General features: G+C 47.5%; 15 protein-coding genes. 7 read left to right on the forward strand and 8 right to left on the reverse strand.

Annotated features, from left to right (window positions below):
* Positions 1-8: 8 nt before the first annotated feature.
* The 5 genes from hslU to priA form a co-directional block, all read right to left on the reverse strand.
* Entirely contained in the window at positions 9-1,355 is a 1,347-nt protein-coding gene (gene hslU, locus DQX04_RS10725) for an HslU--HslV peptidase ATPase subunit (protein ID WP_111915923.1), read from the reverse strand.
* Positions 1,356-1,357: 2 nt separating this feature from the next.
* Positions 1,358-1,897: an ATP-dependent protease subunit HslV gene (hslV, locus tag DQX04_RS10730; RefSeq protein ID WP_111915924.1), complete on the reverse strand. Its 540-nt coding sequence runs from the start codon at positions 1,895-1,897 to the stop codon at positions 1,358-1,360.
* A gap of 75 nt (positions 1,898-1,972) precedes the next feature.
* Positions 1,973-2,551: an SPOR domain-containing protein gene (locus tag DQX04_RS10735; RefSeq protein ID WP_111915925.1), complete on the reverse strand. Its 579-nt coding sequence runs from the start codon at positions 2,549-2,551 to the stop codon at positions 1,973-1,975.
* Between the two features lie 6 nt (positions 2,552-2,557).
* Positions 2,558-4,306 (reverse strand): arginine--tRNA ligase, encoded by a 1,749-nt coding sequence (gene argS / locus DQX04_RS10740; RefSeq protein ID WP_111915926.1) that lies wholly within the window; start codon positions 4,304-4,306, stop codon positions 2,558-2,560.
* An 83-nt stretch (positions 4,307-4,389) separates the two neighbouring features.
* Positions 4,390-6,600, reverse strand: a complete 2,211-nt coding sequence (priA, locus tag DQX04_RS10745) for a primosomal protein N' (RefSeq protein WP_111915927.1) — start codon at positions 6,598-6,600, stop codon at positions 4,390-4,392.
* A gap of 282 nt (positions 6,601-6,882) precedes the next feature.
* Between priA and rpmE the strand changes: the two genes are divergently transcribed.
* Positions 6,883-7,095, forward strand: coding sequence for a 50S ribosomal protein L31 (gene rpmE, locus DQX04_RS10750; RefSeq protein WP_111915928.1), 213 nt, complete (start codon positions 6,883-6,885; stop codon positions 7,093-7,095).
* Between the two features lie 72 nt (positions 7,096-7,167).
* Here rpmE and DQX04_RS10755 read toward each other — a convergent pair whose 3' ends face one another.
* Positions 7,168-8,148 carry a class I SAM-dependent methyltransferase gene (locus tag DQX04_RS10755; RefSeq protein WP_111915929.1) on the reverse strand — a complete coding sequence of 327 codons (981 nt, stop codon included), beginning with the start codon at positions 8,146-8,148 and terminating at the stop codon, positions 7,168-7,170.
* A 261-nt stretch (positions 8,149-8,409) separates the two neighbouring features.
* On the opposite strand from DQX04_RS10755, the gene DQX04_RS10760 reads away from it, so the two are divergent.
* Entirely contained in the window at positions 8,410-9,684 is a 1,275-nt protein-coding gene (locus DQX04_RS10760; RefSeq protein ID WP_111915930.1) for a malic enzyme-like NAD(P)-binding protein, read from the forward strand.
* Here the strand turns inward: DQX04_RS10760 and metJ are convergent.
* Positions 9,681-10,022, reverse strand: coding sequence for a met regulon transcriptional regulator MetJ (gene metJ / locus DQX04_RS10765; RefSeq protein ID WP_111915931.1), 342 nt, complete (start codon positions 10,020-10,022; stop codon positions 9,681-9,683). The two genes, DQX04_RS10760 and metJ, sit on opposite strands and share 4 nt — an antisense overlap.
* A 145-nt stretch (positions 10,023-10,167) precedes the next feature.
* Here metJ and metL point away from each other — a divergent pair, with 145 nt between their 5' ends.
* Entirely contained in the window at positions 10,168-12,615 is a 2,448-nt protein-coding gene (metL, locus tag DQX04_RS10770; protein WP_111915932.1) for a bifunctional aspartate kinase/homoserine dehydrogenase II, read from the forward strand.
* A gap of 4 nt (positions 12,616-12,619) precedes the next feature.
* Here metL and DQX04_RS10775 read toward each other — a convergent pair whose 3' ends face one another.
* Positions 12,620-15,220, reverse strand: a complete 2,601-nt coding sequence (locus DQX04_RS10775) for a penicillin-binding protein 1A (RefSeq protein WP_111916004.1) — start codon at positions 15,218-15,220, stop codon at positions 12,620-12,622.
* Between the two features lie 403 nt (positions 15,221-15,623).
* Here DQX04_RS10775 and DQX04_RS10785 point away from each other — a divergent pair, with 403 nt between their 5' ends.
* From DQX04_RS10785 to aroB, 4 genes are all read left to right on the forward strand, one after another.
* A complete protein-coding gene (locus DQX04_RS10785) occupies positions 15,624-15,938 on the forward strand; it encodes a hypothetical protein (RefSeq protein ID WP_126266353.1) in 315 nt (104 codons plus the stop codon).
* Between the two features lie 15 nt (positions 15,939-15,953).
* Entirely contained in the window at positions 15,954-16,466 is a 513-nt protein-coding gene (locus DQX04_RS10790) for a hypothetical protein (protein WP_111915935.1), read from the forward strand.
* Positions 16,467-16,582: 116 nt separating this feature from the next.
* The gene (gene aroK / locus DQX04_RS10795; RefSeq protein WP_111915936.1) at positions 16,583-17,101 is read left to right on the forward strand and encodes a shikimate kinase AroK; all 519 of its coding nucleotides are present in this window, start codon (positions 16,583-16,585) and stop codon (positions 17,099-17,101) included.
* 11 nt (positions 17,102-17,112) lie between these two features.
* Positions 17,113-18,201, forward strand: a complete 1,089-nt coding sequence (aroB, locus tag DQX04_RS10800) for a 3-dehydroquinate synthase (protein WP_111915937.1) — start codon at positions 17,113-17,115, stop codon at positions 18,199-18,201.
* The last annotated feature ends 31 nt before the right edge of the window (positions 18,202-18,232 follow it).

Genomic DNA, 18,232 nt, shown 5'->3' on the forward strand with positions numbered 1-18,232 from the left:
TAAACGACCTACAGGATGAATCGACTTAAGTCTTCGTCATCTGCAAGCTCATTCAAGTACTTATTCACATAAGCTTGGTCTACAGAAATATGGTCACCTTCACGCTCTGAAGCTTCGAACGAAATCTCTTCCATCAAACGCTCCAATACCGTGTGCAAGCGTCGTGCACCAATATTTTCGGTGCGCTCGTTCACTTGCCAAGCTATTTCAGCAATACGACGAATGCCGTCTTGCGTGAACTCGATGTCTACGCCTTCGGTTTTCATTAGCGCACGGTACTGTTCGGTTAATGAAGCATTCGGCTCAGTTAAAATGCTGACAAAGTCGTCTGTGGTTAACGCTTTTAAGTTCACCCGAATCGGTAAGCGACCCTGTAGTTCTGGAATTAGGTCAGACGGCTTGCTCATTTGGAACGCGCCAGACGCAATAAACAGAATATGGTCGGTGCGAACCATACCGTGCTTCGTGCTTACGGTTGTTCCTTCAACTAGAGGAAGCAAATCACGTTGCACGCCTTCACGGGAAACGTCTGGACCTCCGCTAGAGTCTGAACGCTTACAGATCTTGTCTACTTCGTCTAGGAACACGATGCCATTTTGCTCTACTGCAGCTACTGCCTTTTCCTTAATTTCTTCAGGGTTAAGCATTTTCGCAGCTTCTTCTTCAACCAATTCTTTAAACGCGTCCTTAATCTTCATTTTGCGTTTCTTGGTTTTGCCACCCGACATGTTCTGGAACATGTTCTGCAACTGAGAAGTCATTTCTTCCATGCCCGGAGGAGCCATAATTTCTACACCCATTTGGGTCATAGAAACTTCAATCTCAATTTCTTTGTCGTCTAACTTGCCTTCGCGCAATTTCTTACGAAAAGCTTGTCGTGTTTGGCTAGAGTCTTCGCTGTTTGAGTCGTCTTCATCGTCGCTCGGCCAACCTTTCTTAGCTGGAGGTAACAGTACGTCCAGAATACGGTCTTCTGCAGCGTCTTCGGCGCGGTGTCTAACGCGAGCCATTTCTGTTTCTCGCATCAGTTTCACTGCGGTGTCGGTTAAGTCGCGAATTATGGAGTCTACTTCCTTACCCACATAACCGACTTCCGTGAATTTTGTGGCTTCAATTTTAATGAATGGCGCGTTCGCTAGTTTCGCTAAACGGCGGGCTATTTCAGTTTTACCTACACCCGTTGGACCAATCATTAATATATTTTTCGGTGTAACTTCTTGGCGCAACTCTTCGTTCAGCTGCATACGACGCCAGCGATTACGCAAAGCTACAGAAACGGCGCGTTTTGCTTCGTCTTGACCAATAATGTGGCGATTAAGTTCGTCGACAATTTCGCGCGGTGTCATGTTAGACATAATTACTCCTTAGAAGGTACTGCATCCAACACTTCAATGGTTTGGAATCGGTTTGTATACACACAAATATCGCCGGCGATACTCAGGCTTTTTTCCACAATTTCTGGCGCTGCAATTTCCGTGTTTTCGAGAAGTGCACGTGCAGCGGCTTGCGCATAGGGTCCGCCAGAACCGATGGCAATTAAGTCGTCCTCTGGCTGCACGACGTCGCCGTTACCGGTAATAATGAGTGAAGTTGTTTTGTCTGCCACCGCCAACAACGCCTCTAGCTTTCGTAAGGCTCGGTCGGTTCTCCAGTCTTTGGCTAACTCAACTGCGGCTTTGGTTAGATGACCTTGATGCTGTTCTAGTTTCGCTTCAAATCGTTCAAATAGTGTAAAAGCGTCTGCAGTTCCACCTGCAAACCCTGCTAAAACTTGGTCTTTGTACAAGCGGCGAACTTTACGCGCATTGCCCTTCATTACCGTGTTGCCTAGAGAAACTTGTCCGTCACCACCAATGGCAACTTTATCTCCTCGGCGCACCGATACGATCGTGGTCATAAATCTCTACTCCTAATATGGGCGTTTTGAGGTATAGAAGTTGAGATAGGGGCGGGGGAGCTAAAATTCAATAGCTCAATCGAATGTCCAGTTCCAGATCTGGCAACCATGCATACCACCGCGTTGTAATTGGTGGTTTGTGCTTTGTGCCGCACGTTGGTTTTCAAATGGCCCAAGCACGACTCGGTGCCATAAGCCAGAAGTTCCCTCGGTGGCACGAATTTGAGCTTCTAAGCCGATAAATGCAATTTGCGCTCTCATCGCTTCAGCATCACTTTCTGAACGGAATGAGCCACATTGAATCACCCGTGGGTGCGACTCTGCACGCTCAGGAACATCAACTTCTACTTCCTTGTTCTCTAGCTCGTCGATGTATTGCCATTGTTCTTGTGGCGGCTCAGGAAGCGGCTCTTCATTCACTTGCGCAGCACCAGGTTGACTTTGCACTGCTTGCTCGGTGTTTTTAGACTTCAACCAAACCAGCAAAGCCACGAATGCTACTAGGATAATAATGGCCATAATTACGCGCGGCAAAGGAGAACCACCGCTATGGTTCTTCTTTGCTCCTGCTCGAGGCTTCGCTGCTACCGACTTCTTACGTTTCGGGGGAGGTTTGCGCTTCGGGGCTTTCTTCTTCGCGTAATCTACAGCCAAAGTAATTTACATCCGTTCTAAGGTTTCGATGCCAAGCAATTCAAGGCCTTTTTCCAGCGTGCGTTGCGTAAGTGCAGCAAGCTTCAAACGGCTTTGTTTTAATGCTTCATCCTCGGCATTTAGAATTGGGCATGCCTCGTAGAACGACGAGAATGCGCCCGCCAATTCGAATAAGTAACCACATAAAAAGTGCGGCATACCTTTTTGTCCTACAGACTGAATAGTTTCAGCGAAACGGACTAATACATTCGCCAGTGCTTCGTCTTGCTCGGTTGGCAGCTGAATTTCGCCCTGCAACGAGTCCATGGTTACACCCGCTTTTTGGAAGACACTCTTCACTCGTGTGTTCGCGTAAAGTAAGTAAGGCGCCGTGTTCCCTTCGAAACTCAACATGGTGTCCCAGTCGAACATGTAGTCACTAGTTCTGTTCTTAGAAAGGTCTGCGTATTTAACAGAGGCGATGCCCACAACACGTGCAACGTCGTAACGCTCTGCCGCAGAAAGGTCATTGTCTTTCTCGCTAATTAGCTCCAGGGCACGACGTTCAGCTTCGTTGAGCAAGTCTGCAAGTTTGGTTACACCACCGTCACGGCTCTTATATGGGCGACCATCTTTACCTAGCACCATACCGAAACCAAGGTGCTCAAGTTTAACCGCGTCACTTGCGTAACCGGCTTTTCTTGAAACTGTGAAAATTTGCTCAAAGTGCAACGACTGACGCGCGTCTACTACGTAAATTGCGCGGTCTGCGTGAAGCTCACCCACACGGTAGCGAACTGCGGCTAAGTCGGTAGTTGCGTACAAATAGCCGCCATCTTTCTTCTGCACAATAACAGGAAGTGGCTCGCCGTCTTTACCTTTAAATTCGTCCAAGAACACGCATTTCGCGCCTTCGTCTTCTACCAACAAACCTTTTTCAGTAAGGTCAGCAACCACTGGTGCAAGGTCGTCGTTATATGCACTTTCGGCCATTACATCAGCTTGGCTAAGCTTTACGCCTAAACGGTCATAGACTTCTTGGCAGTGTGACAATGAAATATGAATGAATTCTTGCCATAGCTCTTGGCATTGTGGGTCGCCAGACTGAAGCTTTACTACTAAATTACGCGCACGAGTAGCGAAGCCTTCTTCTTCGTCAAAGCGCTTTTTCGCTGCTTTATAGAAAGTTTCTAGGTCTGCAAGCTGAAGGCGAGCTTCGGCTTGGTCTTGCATCTCGTCTTCCATGTGCGCTAGCAGCATACCGAATTGCGTACCCCAGTCGCCCACATGGTTCTGGCGAACAACCTTATGGCCTTGTAACTCAAGTACACGCGCAACAGCGTCGCCAATAATGGTAGAGCGCAAATGCCCTACGTGCATTTCTTTCGCAAGGTTCGGCGAAGAGTAATCAATAACAACCGTGTCGCCTTGCTCCGCAACGTCAACACCTAGGTTGCTGTCTTGCCAAGCGTTTTCTAGCTGACCAATAAGTTGAGCACGGTCTAACGTGAAATTAATAAAGCCTGGGCCTGCAATGTCACACTTAGAAAGAAGGTTATTCTCTGGAATCGCCGCCACAATAGCTTCAGCCAATGCTCTTGGGTTCTGTTTCGCCGGTTTTGCTAGCATCAAGGCTAGGTTTGTTGCGAAATCGCCATGGCTTTTGTCGCGTGGACGGTCTAGCTGAATACGTGGCTCCACATCTGCAGGTAGAGTTTCATTCGATTTCAGATGCGCAAGCGCCTGCGCGAGAAGGGATTCAATTTGTTCTTTCATGGCGCCAGCCAAACCTCAGTTGTATATTCATTCAAAATGGTCGCTTAGTTTAATCGTTCAGCGACATAAAAAAAAGGCGCGACTCAAGCAAAATCTTGTGGATCAATGTCGAGCGACCACCTTGCTTTACGTGTTTCGGGTAACTTTTCGAGTATGGGCAACACTTCACGTAAACATTTATGCAGTGGAGCCCTTTGTTGTGCATATAAAATCAGTTGAAAGCGATAGCGCCCTGCTCTTCGACCTAACGGCGCAGAAATAGGCCCCATTGCAGTCACTTCACCGTAAGCCTCGAAAACTGGCAGCATTGCTTTCAGCAAGCTTTCTGCCGCCTGTATCGACGTTGCTTCTGAGCGTAGTAACGCCATTGCTGAATAAGGCGGAAGCAACGCTATTTCTCGTTCTTCAAGCGCCGCTTGGGCAAAGTCTCGGTAACCGTTATTCACTAACTCCTGCACCAATGGGTGCTCGGGGTGATGGGTTTGTAACAGTACCGTTCCCTTTTTCTCAGCACGGCCAGCTCGGCCCGCAACCTGCACAAATAATTGTGCTAACCGTTCGGGCGCACGAAAATCGGAGCTATATAGTGCGCCATCTACGTCGAGAAGCGCCACTAAAGTTACGTCTGGAAAATGGTGCCCTTTTGCCAACATTTGTGTTCCCAGCAAAATAGGGTACTCACCTTTCGTTGCGGCTTGTAACGCTGTTTCGAGCTGACCCTTTTTACGGGTGCTGTCGCGGTCTATGCGCAGCACGGGATAACCGGGGAAGTGCTTCTGTAAAGCTTCCTCTAGCTGTTCGGTGCCTAATCCTTGGGAAATGAGTTGGGTACTACCGCATTGCCCGCACTGCCGTGGTACTCGACGCTGCGAGCCACAATGGTGGCACTGTAAGCTATGGGATTGCTGGTGTAAGGTCATGTTCGACTCACATCGATTACAGTCACTTACCCAGCCACATTCATGGCAAAGTAAAGAGCTGGCGTAACCTCTGCGGTTAATAAACAACAGCACTTGATTACCCGCCTGTAGGTGTCGAGCCATGAGAGTCATGGTTTGCTCGGCAAGGCCTTGGCTCATACGCTGTTGTTTCAAGTCGATAATTTCATGCTGCGCAGCTTGAGCTGAACCTGCGCGCTGCGTAAGTTGATGCAAGCTATATCGCTCAGCTTTCACATTCGCCAAGCTTTCTAAAGATGGCGTAGCAGAGCCCAAGATTAGAGAAAACTTCTCTTGGTGGGCTCTTTTCACCGCTAAATCTCTGGCGTTGTAACGAAACCCGTCTTGCTGTTTAAACGAGGCGTCGTGTTCTTCGTCAATAATCATTAAGCCAATGTTTTTACACGGTGTGAATATTGCGGAGCGAGTGCCAATAATAATGGCTGCCTTACCGTCTTTCGCCTGCAACCAAGACTGGAGGCGCTCGGTGTCGGTAAGTTGTGAATGCAAAACCACAATTGGCACGTCGAAACGTTTAGCAAAGCGTTTGATGGTTTGTGGCGTTAAGCCAATTTCAGGTACTAAAACCAACACTTGTTCACCACGTTTTAGTACCGGCTCCATGGCTTGCAGGTAAACCTCAGTTTTACCACTTCCGGTTACACCTTCAAGCAACCAAACCTTTGGCTCATGCTTTTCAATAGCAGATGCCATGGCAGCTACCACAACCGCTTGCTCAGCATTAAGGCGTAATGGGTCGTTTGCACCTTTACATTCCCATTCCTGGGGTGTTTCGGAACGCGTTGTAGCTTCTATCCAGTTTTTGTCGATCAGTGTTTTAACCGTTGCAGCAGGTACTTCTATCGCGCGCACGCCTGCGGCAGAAACCGGCCCTTTCTGCAGTGCGGCAAGTAATTTTTGCTGCTGTGGCGCACGGCCTAAGTCGTTAAGAATAACTTCCGAACCCTCTTCCGTGAGCGCATACAAAGTCGTTGTTTCGTACTTCGGCATTTTGCCTTGCCGAACTAGAGCGGGAGCCGCGTGCTGAAGCACGTCGCCTAATGGATGATGATAGTAGTGCGCAGCCCATTGCAGCATGTCCCACATCGATTTGGGCCACAACGGCTCACTATCAATAACCTCTTCTACTTGTTTAATCTGTTCAACAGGAAAGCTTGTTTCACTACCCACCGCTAACACAAACCCAATGAGCTTGCGACGACCAAACGGCACAAAAACACGCCCTCCGACCGGAGGTTCTGGTAAGTTTGCAGGCAGCAAGTAGTCAAATACCTGCCGTAAAGGAACCGGCAAAGCCACAGAAACAAAGCGATTATTAGCAGGAGGCGCGGTCATTTCACCCAATTAAAGTAAAGCGAATGTATGTCCTTATGCTAGCGACTTACGCGCAAGAAAGGAATCATAAACCGCTTCATGATCGCCTTGATCCTACCTATGAGGTGAGGTAAAATCCGCGCTCGCTTTATGAGCGATACTAAAATTAGCTAGAAATGGTGACGAGTCTTGTGTTCTGCCTATCTACAGAACGTATAGCAGGATGAGCACCCAATATATTGAAACAACGTATGGTGTTCGCGGAGAGCGCGGATGGCGATGCGGCCTTAAATGAGGTTACCCATGAAACAAGGTATTCACCCTAAGTACGAAGCAATCAATGTAACTTGCTCGTGCGGAAACAAATTTGAAACTCGCTCTACGCGTTGTGAAGACCTTCACATCGACGTATGTTCTGAGTGTCACCCGTTCTACACTGGTAAGCAGAAAGTATTGGATACTGGTGGACGTGTTGACCGCTTCAAGAAGCGTTTCGGCGCTCTTAAGAGCAAGTAAGTTTAACTTTACTTGTTCCATAAAAAACGCCGCTTTCGCGGCGTTTTTTGTATCTACAGTTTAAGTTTCAACTTAACTCTTCTGTAATGAAACAGCCCATGCGAAGGTTTCGTCTTCAACATTGAAGCTTTCATAATCGCCTTCCGCGCCAGACTTTTTCGCAGCCGTGATCAATTTCTTCACTTGGCTTTCAGTCTTCGCAGACTCAAGCATGTCTTTCAAACGGAATTGATGTCCCAACAACAAGTCGTAATGACCTGAAAGCTCGCGACCCGCTTGTTTTGCTTTCTCAGCAGAGTCAGCAGCACCCATCAGAGTAAACACGCGACGCAAAATGTCCGTCACCCAAACGTCTTGCTCTTCTTTTTTGAATTTCTCGCGAATTTGCTCAGCAATCCATTCAGTCGTTTTACCTGTCGCTTGCGCTTCTTGCGTGCTTTCAAATTGCTGCTTGTCCATTTGAGTTAAGCCTTGAGAAGCAAAACGCAGGAACAAGTCGGCTTGGATAAATAGCGGAGTTTTACCCACGATATAATCGATAACTTCAACACCAGTTTCGGTAGACTTATGAACATTCGATTTCTTGTGATGCGCCAACATAGCAAGGCGGCCAGAAGGTTTTAATACACGCAGCGCTTCAGCTAATGCTTCCTTCTCGTCTGCATATTCAAACGCAAACTGACTCACAATAAGGTCGACTGAGTTGTCGTCGAAAGGCATTTTAGTCATGCTGGTTTCGCCGTGGAACTGAACGCCATCGAAACGACCTTTAAATTCTGGAACAGCTTTTTCTAATTCCTGAGGGAATACTTCTGCTGCATCAACACCATGAATTGTCCAGTTAGTTTTCTTTTCTTTCTTCAGGTCATTCAACAATACTGCAAGCGCGCCGTTCCCGGTTCCTACGTCTACAATTACTGCGTCTTTCGGTAAATCTTTTGCAATATTTTCCCAGTATGCCTTTACTTCGTCTGCGTAGCCTTGCGAAGACTTACCTTCTGCGAAACTACTTAACGATCTACTGGCTTTCCAAAATTGAGTCCAATGTTTCATGGTTTACTTCCGAGTGTCTAAAATAATGAAATACCCGCCGGTCTTTTACGCGCCAGCTTGGGCAACAACAAAGGCTCACAATACCCGCCTCTGCGCTTTCTAGCAAGTCAGAATGCGGGTTCTGTAAGGTTGAATTTACAACTAGATTGGTAAGATGTGTTTTTTCGGCTAAACACATTACACTTGCGTTTCTATACTGAACAACTACTTTGAATAGTCTAAGTTTTTCTAACTTATTGTCTGCTAAGGATCTCTAACAGCATGAGCGATACGTCGAATACCGACCCAAAAGCTGCTTTTCGCCAACAAGCTCTCGATTACCATGAATTTCCAACTCCAGGAAAAATTAGCGTAGAAATTTCAACGCCCGCAGATTCGGTTAAAGATCTGGCACTTGCATACAGTCCTGGCGTTGCCGAGCCGGTGCGAGCTATTGCGGCAGACCCAGAAGACGCTTACCGGTACACCGCTAAAGGCAACTTAGTTGCGGTCATCAGTAATGGTACTGCTATTCTCGGGCTAGGTAACTTAGGCCCCCTTGCGTCAAAGCCGGTCATGGAAGGTAAGGCACTGCTATTTAAACGCTTTGCTAATCTTGATGCTATCGACATTGAAGTTACACACCGCACCACTCAAGACTTTATTAATACTGTAGCTTCGATTGCCAATACCTTTGGTGGCATTAATTTAGAAGACATTAAAGCACCAGAGTGTTTTGAAATAGAGCAGGCACTGATTGAGCGCTGCGACGTTCCAGTATTTCACGACGACCAACATGGAACGGCTATTGTTACCGCTGCGGGCTTGCTAAATGCACTCGAGATTCGCAACAAGAAAATAGAACAAGCACAAATCGTGTGTATGGGCGCGGGAGCTGCTGCCATTGCTTGCATGGAATTACTTATTAAGTGTGGCGCGCAACGCGAGCACATTTATATGCTCGACTCGAAAGGCGTTATTCATACTCGCCGTTCAGACCTAAACGAATACAAGCAATTATTTGCCAATAACACCGACAAACGTACCTTGCAGGAAGTTATAAACGGTGCAGACGTATTTGTAGGCGTGTCGGGGCCTGACCTGCTATCGGCTGAAGACCTTAAGCTGATGGCAGACAACCCTGTGGTTTTTGCCTGTTCAAATCCAGACCCAGAGATACAACCTGAATTGGCGCATGAAGCTCGTTCAGACGTAATTGTAGCTACCGGTCGCTCGGATTACCCGAACCAGGTGAATAATGTTCTATGCTTCCCGTTTATTTTCCGCGGTGCGCTAGATGTAAGAGCTACGTCCATTAATGACGAAATGAAAGTGGCGGCAGTAGAAGCCATTCGGAGTTTAGCGAAGGAAGAAGTTCCTGCTGCGGTATTGAAGTCTGCACAAGTAGACAGCCTCTCTTTCGGTCCTGATTATATTATTCCTAAGCCAATGGACCCAAGACTGTGTCAACGCGTTGCCCGAGCGGTAGCAAAAGCAGCAGTAGAGTCGGGCGTGGCTAGAATCGACATACCCGAAAACTACATGCTAGATAATTAGTCTTCGTCGTCCGAAGATTGCTCAGGGATTTCATTTGGCCCCACGTGAACGCCCTGGGCTTCTAATATTTCACGCACCTGCTGTGGAATTTTATACGGGTTTTCTTTCTTCAAGTCTTCGTCGGTAGGTAATGGCTGGCCTGTAAAGGCGTGTAAAAACGCTTCACATAATAATTCACTATTTGTAGCATGGCGTAAGTTACTGACTTGACGACGTGTGCGCTCGTCGGTGAGCACTTTCAGTACATTCAAAGGAATGGAAACCGTCACTTTTTTCACTTGCTCGCTTTTTTTACCATGCTCTGCATAGGGATAAATGTAATCGCCGTTCCATTTCATTGCTTGAAAACCTTTCGTTATAAGTTATGACAAAACGAATTATGCCCTAATTAAATTTATTTAGCCATCTAAACTTCTATTTGAATACAACTTTAGATATGATGCGAAATATTCCATTTTTCATATTGCTAGGTAAAACGTATCCATGACTACAGGCCAGACCGTCACCGCAGACCGAGTTGAAAGCATTGCCAATGAAGTTCACCTACATAAATTTGGCGGCAGCAGCTTGGCAGACGCTTTCTGCTACAGACGAGTTGCCCGTATTGTTACAGAGCATGCTGGCAGCTCTGATCTAGTCATTGTTTCCGCCGCAGGCGACACCACCAACCGCATTTTGGCGATATGGGAAGCCAGAGAAAAGCAGCCCGAGTATGCGGCTACTTTGTTGGATTCACTGCAGCGTTATCAACAGGGCTTAATTGATGAGCTGCTTTCCGGTAGACAACAACAAGACACGCGCGCAAGTTCAGAGCACGACTTCGTTCGTTGGCGGAAATGGCTAATTGGCGAGGAGAAAATAGAGAAAGCCGAACTTTGTGCTTACGGTGAACTTTGGTCGGCACGTTTATTGGCCGCTTTGCTACAAAAGCAAGGTACGCGCGCAGACTATATTGATGCACGCACATTCTTGTCTGCTGACGACGCTGCAGAGCCTGTCATACATACAGAGAGTTCTCGCCAAGCATTAATTGAACGCATCGCACCTTACCCAGGAACCCGCTTCATCGTAACCGGCTTTATTTGCCAAGAAGCAGGGACTGGACGCACTCTATTACTAGGCCGCAACGGTAGTGACTATTCTGCAACGTTAATTGGCAGCCTGATTAACAGCCGGCAAACCACTATTTGGAAGGACGTTGCGGGCGTGTACAGTGCCGACCCGCGTAAGGTAGAGCGCGTTGTTAGCTTACCCACATTAGATTGGCAAGAAGCTGAAGAGCTAGCACGGTTAGGAAGTCCAGTACTTCACCCTAGAACCTTTCAGCCTGTAGACCGAGAGCGCATGGTGATTAGCGTGCGCTCTAGCTTGAAGGTAGAGAATCAACAAACACGCATTGGTCAGTACGAACTTGCCGAAGCGCAAGGTAAAGTACTTACCTCACTACAAGACGTAACACTGTTTAGTATTCCACTGAAACAAAAGTCGTTGTTACAGGCGTTCGAGGAAAACCAATTAGAACCGTTAATTAGCTGGACAGACAACGACGCTAAGCATTTTGCGTTCCACCAAAACTTACTCGACTATGTTCGCGACTTTTTAGCGAAGCTAGACGACAACCATCATGCTCAAGAAGTAAGTGGCTACAGCATGGTGGCTTTAGTCGGCGCTCGAATTAAAGAAACACGCCAATTCGCGGTACTAAAAAGACAAGTAGACGAGCAACAGCTTCGCCAATTCGCTGTAGCGGATAATGGCCATTCTGCCATTGCGATTTTAGGGCAAAAGCTCGACAACCGACTGCTAAACCGTTTACACAGCTTACTGTTTAACTTCCGTAAGAGTATTGGCATTTTGGTACTTGGCCGCGGCAATATTGGTAGTGAATGGCTACAATTATTCCGCCAGCAGCGCGACAACCTGAATGAGTCGGCAGACGTGAAAATTATGGGCGTCGCTAATTCGAAACGGTTATGGCTAGATTACAATGGTGTCGACTTGCAAGACTGGCAGGAAAGCTTTGATCGCTTAGCACGGCCCTACGTTCTCACCGAGCTATTGCGTGAACTTGCCAATGCTCCTTGCGACGAAATGATTGTCATGGACCTCACTGACGCCTCCGCGGTAGCTCAGCAGTATCCAAGCCTATTTGCCAATGGTATGCATGTTATTAGCGCTAACAAACGTGCAGGCTCTTCGCCAGATGCGTTATACCGGGAAATTCGTACCATTCAGCAGGAATATAAGCGCGAATGGCTATACAACACCACTGTTGGCGCAGGCTTACCGCTAAACTATGCCATCAACGATCTGATGCGCTCTGGCGATAAAATTCACGGCATTTCCGGAATTTTCTCGGGCACCATGAGCTGGTTGTTTGAACATTACGACCATGGCAAACAGTCCTTTAGTGAACTCATTCGCAAAGCAAAAGCCGAAGGCTTTACAGAGCCAGATCCTCGTGAAGACTTATCGTGTCATGACATTGTTCGCAAACTACTTATTGTTGCTCGCGACATCGGTGCACAGCTCGATTGGTCTGACGTGGAAATAGAAGGGTTGGTGCCTGAACACTTGAAGGACCTACCGTTAGAAGAGTTCATGGAGCGTTTAAGCGAACTAGACGAGCCGATGGAGCAGCTATGGAACAGCGCGCGCAAAGACAACAAGCTTCCACGCCTGATGGCTAGCTTTGAAGTGCGCGACGGTCGCAGTCATGCCAAGGTAGGTATAGAACTTATCGACAACACCGACATGCTCACAAACCTTATTCCTGGAGAGAATATTTTTGTCATTTCCAGCGACTGGTATAACGAAATGCCGCTGGTGATTAGTGGTCCTGGTGCGGGTAGAAAAGTGACTGCTGGCGGAGTTCAGTCTGATCTCCACCAGCTGCTAGGGAAGCTAATTCAGCAACAGCTGGTGATCTAGTCCCCTAAAACAAACCTTCATCTTCGTCTTCAAAGATAAGCGGTGCCGAGTTGTCTCCTTCAACGAATTCGCTCGGCGCTGTGCCTTCTTTAAAGTACTCAAACATACTGGTGTAGTCATTGCGTGTTGAAAGCTGTCCAGTTTCTTCGTCGATACGCGCAGAAACAATTCCGTCAGGTAGTGGATGCGGCCCACTTTCAACCATAGGTAATGCAGTTTCCATATAACGCACCCAAGCAGGTAGCGCAGTAGTACCGCCCGACTCTGACCCCACAATCGGTTGGCGATCACGGTCGAGGTTGCTATTTAAAGTTACGCGGCCTAGTTCTTCGTCTAAGCTATCAAAACCTACCCATACAACACTGACTAAACCACGAACAAAGCCGCTAAACCACGCGTCTTTCACGTCGTTTGTGGTTCCGGTTTTACCCGACATATCGCGGTTTCTAAATACCTGTGCGCGCCACGCTGTGCCGTTCCAACCCGTGTCATGGGCCCATGAACCGCCACCCCAAATTGAAGACTCCATAGCATTGGAAACTAAGTATGCGGTTTGTCTACTCAACACTCGCGGCGCAAGATTTTGATCAGCAAGTTCTTGCAGCTCAGCTGGAATTTCTAACTCGGTTCCTTCTTCTGCGGCGGTGGCTTCCATTTCAAGAATAGTTTCTCGAGCGTCTTCACACGCTAAACATGCAACTACAGGCTCAGCTTCAAATATGGTTTCGCCGTTCGAATTCTCGATGCGGTCAATAAAGTAGGGTTCGACCAAGAATCCACCGTTCGCAAACACTGAAAATGCACGCGACATCGCCAGTGGCGTAAAGCTAGCAGAGCCCAAGGCAATCGTTTCATTCGGCGCAAGGTCGTTCGGGTTGAAACCAAAGCGAGGTAAGTAACCACGCACAGTTTCTACACCCATTGCTCGCACCAACCGAACAGACACTACGTTCTTAGAGCGTGCTAACGCTTCTCTTAAACGAATCGGTCCGTCGTATACCTCTGGGGAGTTACGTGGGCGCCACGCAGAACCCGCGCCTGGGTTCCATTGTGTAATAGGCGCGTCATTTACCAAGGTAGAGAGCGTAAATCCGTGATCGAGTGCAGTGGCATAAATGAAAGGCTTAATCGTTGAGCCTACTTGGCGCTGAGCTTGAGTTGCACGGTTATACTGACTCACATTAAAGCTATAACCACCCACGACTGCCTGCAGTGCGCCGTCTTGCGGTTTTAATGAAACAATTGCAGAACTAGGTCCAGGTAATTGCGCTAGGTAAGTAGTGCCCTCCACTTCACGTAACCAAATCTGGTCACCTGAAGCTAGAATTTCTCCGGCGGTTGAAGGCGCTGGACCTTGGTCGTCATGGTCAAGATAAGGTCGAGCCCAACTCATCGCTTCCCATGGTAAGGTGATAATTTCACCACCTCGCATCATGACTTCCGCGTCTTGTTCACCAACGCTTAATACTACCGCTGCAATTAAACGCCCAAAGCGAGGTTGGCGATCGAGGTGTTCAACAATGTCTTCATTCGACCAACGTTGTCCGTTGTTCTCTCGGATTACCGCTAGAGCCGTTTCGGTGATTGGTCCCACCGGACGCAAAGCGCGAACTTGTTGCGCGCTGTAGCCCCAAAGTTTACTTACTGCACCACGATAGCCATGGCGCTCGTCGTATTCATGCAAATTGGCACGTAAACTTGCTTCAGCGGCAGCCTGCATTTCAGAGTGCACTGTGGTGTAAACCTTCATGCCACTGTTATATGCAGTGTCTTCACCATAACGGTCGATCATTTCTGTACGCACCATTTCCGCGATATATGGCGCACTCATTTCTACTTCTGGCACATGGTAGCGTGCTGTTACCGGAGCATTGTAAGCCTGTTCGTACTCAGCCTCGGTGATATATTCCATGGCGAGCATTCGGCCTAGCACGATGCGACGACGCTGCACCGAACGTTCTGGGTTAGATATAGGATTAAGCGCAGATGGCGCTTGGAATAAACCCGCGATAGTTGCTAATTCAGCAAGCGTTAATTCGTCGAGTTTGCGACCATAATAAACTTCCGCAGCAGCAGCCACACCAAAAGCCCGGTGTCCGAGGCCAGGTTTGTTCATATAAAGCGCTAGAATCTCTTGCTTACTAAGCAGTCTTTCAATGTGAAGGGCAATAAAGGTTTCTTTAATTTTGCGCATCAACACTTTGTCACGCGACAAGAAGAAGTTTCTCGCCACTTGCATGGTAATGGTACTTGCACCTTCACGGGCTGAACCGGTCGTAATCAGTACGCGCACGGCACGCATAACACCAATAGGGTCAACCCCGAAATGGTCATAAAAACGCGCATCTTCAGTGGCTAGAACTGCGTCGATTAAGTCTTGTGGAAGCTCTTCAAACGTAACCGGAATACGGCGGTGCTCGCCGAACTGAGAAATCAATTTCCCGTCTGCACTATACACTTGCATCGGTGTTTGAAACTCAACGTCGCGTAAGGTTTCTACACTCGGAAGTTCCGGTTTAACGTAAAAATAAAGGCCTAAAACGGCACAAAAACCGATAAAACCGACAGTAAAGATGGAAACAAAAAAGAATTTTAGAAATTTCAACACAAGTGAGAGTCCGCAATCGCCTAGCTATCTGGCGCACATTATAGGGTGAATCTGAACTAAATTTAACCACAAATGGAATTTGTTACATTAAATCAAGGTAAATACAGTGCTGCTAAACCAATATTTCACAAAACGTTCAGGTCTTTTTGTTTGTTTCGACAAATTATGGCTGACTGCGGGGCTTTTCGAAAGGGGGAAGCGACGAGAGGGAAGTGGGGGGCAGAACAAGACAAAATGCCTCTTGCTCTGCCAACAACCAAATCACACACACAGTACTAAGAGCTTGGTGGATTTATTTAGTTCCTTAAACCAGCAAAAGTTTTTCAAAAAACCTTGGACCCTCGTCCTTCCTAGGTCTCAAGTTACGTTTGAAAGCATTGCCAAGCCAAACACAACACGATTGAACAATAACTGGCCGATAGAGTGGTTACGTAATCACAACCTTCAGCCCGAGCAATGGCTATGGGATATTATAAGTGTTGAATCGTCGGCTCTGACCGAAAGCAAAGGCTGCTGGCAGCTAGCCAGAACTGACCGCGCAACAATTATGGAGATAATTGAGCCTCTCAAACCCTATGGCTTAATGCCCAAGCATATTCGCGTTGCACCTGAACAAGATGGTGAAGCATATAGGCCAATTTTGCCCGTAGGTATTTACCCAGAACTTCAGCATGCAGAGTACTTGTGTGCAACCGCCGAAGTTGAGCTAGCATAAGATGCGCCAACCAACATGAATAAACGACACGACTTCCTACGCCACTATCAATGGCGCCGCAGTCGCCAGCAATTTCAGCGGCTTCTTGCCTCCGGCATAACGCTATGCTTAGTCGCTGTTTCTCTAACCCTAAACAACGACACACCCACTATTGCCAAGTCAAAACCTCCATTGGTCGCTGAAGTAACAGCAGCAAAACCTGAGATACGCACAGTGCAAACTGCTAATGAAGCAGAGGATAAACCAGAGCCCATAGAGATAAATACAAAGGATACTCCTCAAGTTGAAGACAAATGCAGCAACTTAAACTTCCTACAGCCAGAAGTGCTTGCGATATATTTAGGTTCGCGCACCAGCAACTCTGCCGCCATCCACCACCAAGGGCTGTTTCGTAAATTATATATTCACGACTTTATTAACGAAGAATGGCAGCTGGTAGCATTAACAAGCCAGTCTTTAACATGGCGGAGCAATCAAACTCAGTGCGAATTGAGCCAAAGCCTAAGCGTGGCACAGCCGTTTCAATAGGTTGCCTTGAGTGCCTGAAATTGCGATAATCGCGTGTCTTTTTTCACAGGTACAGGGGTGGAAGACACTCATCATTTAATGTAAACGCGATCAAAACTGAAGTGACGTAAGCAATTATGGCTGATAAGCGTAATATATTTTTAGTTGGCCCAATGGGGGCTGGCAAAAGCACAATCGGGCGACAACTCGCCAAATCTCTCCACTTAGAATTTTTTGACTCTGACTCCGAAATTGAACGCCGTACTGGTGCAGACATTAGCTGGGTGTTCGAATTAGAAGGAGAAGAAGGCTTCCGCGACCGCGAAGAAAAAGTAATCAGCGACCTTACTGAAAATGCAGGTATTGTTCTGGCAACCGGCGGCGGCTCTATTGTAAGTAAAGAAAACCGTAACCGCCTTTCTGCGCGCGGTATTGTGGTGTACTTAAAAACCACTATCGACAAGCAAGTGGCACGCACAGAGCGCGACAAGCGTCGTCCACTTATAGCAAATGCAGACGACCCACGAGCAGTTTTAGAAGATTTAGCTGAACAGCGCGAGCCTTTGTACGAAGAAATTGCGGACGTGGTTATTCAAACCGACGAGCAAAGTGCAAAAATCGTAGCGAATCAAATCATAGAAAAGCTAGGGTTCTAGGAGCTAACAAAATGGTAGCTGCGACAAAAAAACTTCAAGTACAACTTGCAGAGCGCAGCTACCCTATTCATATCGGCAGTGGGCTACTTACACAGTTAGAGTCTTTGCTGGCTCACCTTAATCCGAAGCAACGTATCTTTGTTATTTCCAATACTACCGTTGCCGAACTGTACCTAGAGCGTGTGAAAAGCGTATTAGGCGAGCGTATCGTGGGCGAATTTTTAATGCCCGACGGTGAAGCTTTCAAATCTCTTGATACTTACCAACAAGCCATGTCTGAAGCGTTAGCATTGAACCTTCACCGTGACAGTGTGGTTTTAGCATTAGGCGGAGGCGTGGTTGGCGATCTTGCAGGCTTTGTGGCAGCAACATTACACCGTGGTGTCGACTTTGTGCAGATACCCACTACGCTGCTCTCGCAAGTCGACTCTTCTGTGGGTGGTAAAACGGCGGTCAACCACCCTCATGGTAAGAACCTGATCGGTGCTTTTCACCAACCCAAGCAAGTGGTTATCGACATTGATACCCTGAATACCCTTCCCGAGCGAGAGCTTAAGGCAGGAATAGCCGAAGTTATTAAATACGGCATTATGGCCGACGCCGACTTTTTCAATTGGCTTGAAGGCAATATAGAAAAATTATTAAGCAAAGACCCGGAAGCACTGACTTACGCGATTCAACGTAGCTGTGAAATTAAAGCGCAAATCGTAAGCGAAGACGAAAAAGAGCAAGGCTCACGAGCTTTACTGAATCTTGGTCACACGTTTGGCCATGTCATTGAAAACGCCATGGGTTATGGGAATTGGCTACATGGCGAAGCTGTAGCTAGTGGCATGGTTATTGCTACACACCTTGCAGTAGCATTGCATTGGTGTGAATCGTCAGAATATCGACGCATTACCAACCTTATTGAGACAGCAGGCCTTCCTATTGCGCCACCAACTTTAGCGCAGGAAGTTTGGGATGAAGGCTTGTTCCGCGATAAGAAAGTAAAAAATGGATTAGTTCGTTTTGTGTTGCCAACAGGTATTGGCAGCGCCAAAGTAACGAATGAAGCCATTCCAGAGCACTTAGTTCACGCCAGCATTGCAGTAACTTAAACAATAAGACTTCGAGCTTTTGGCTCGTGGT

Origin of the sequence: Aliidiomarina sp. B3213, from assembly GCF_003290085.1 — a bacterium.
GTDB lineage: Bacteria > Pseudomonadota > Gammaproteobacteria > Enterobacterales > Alteromonadaceae > Aliidiomarina.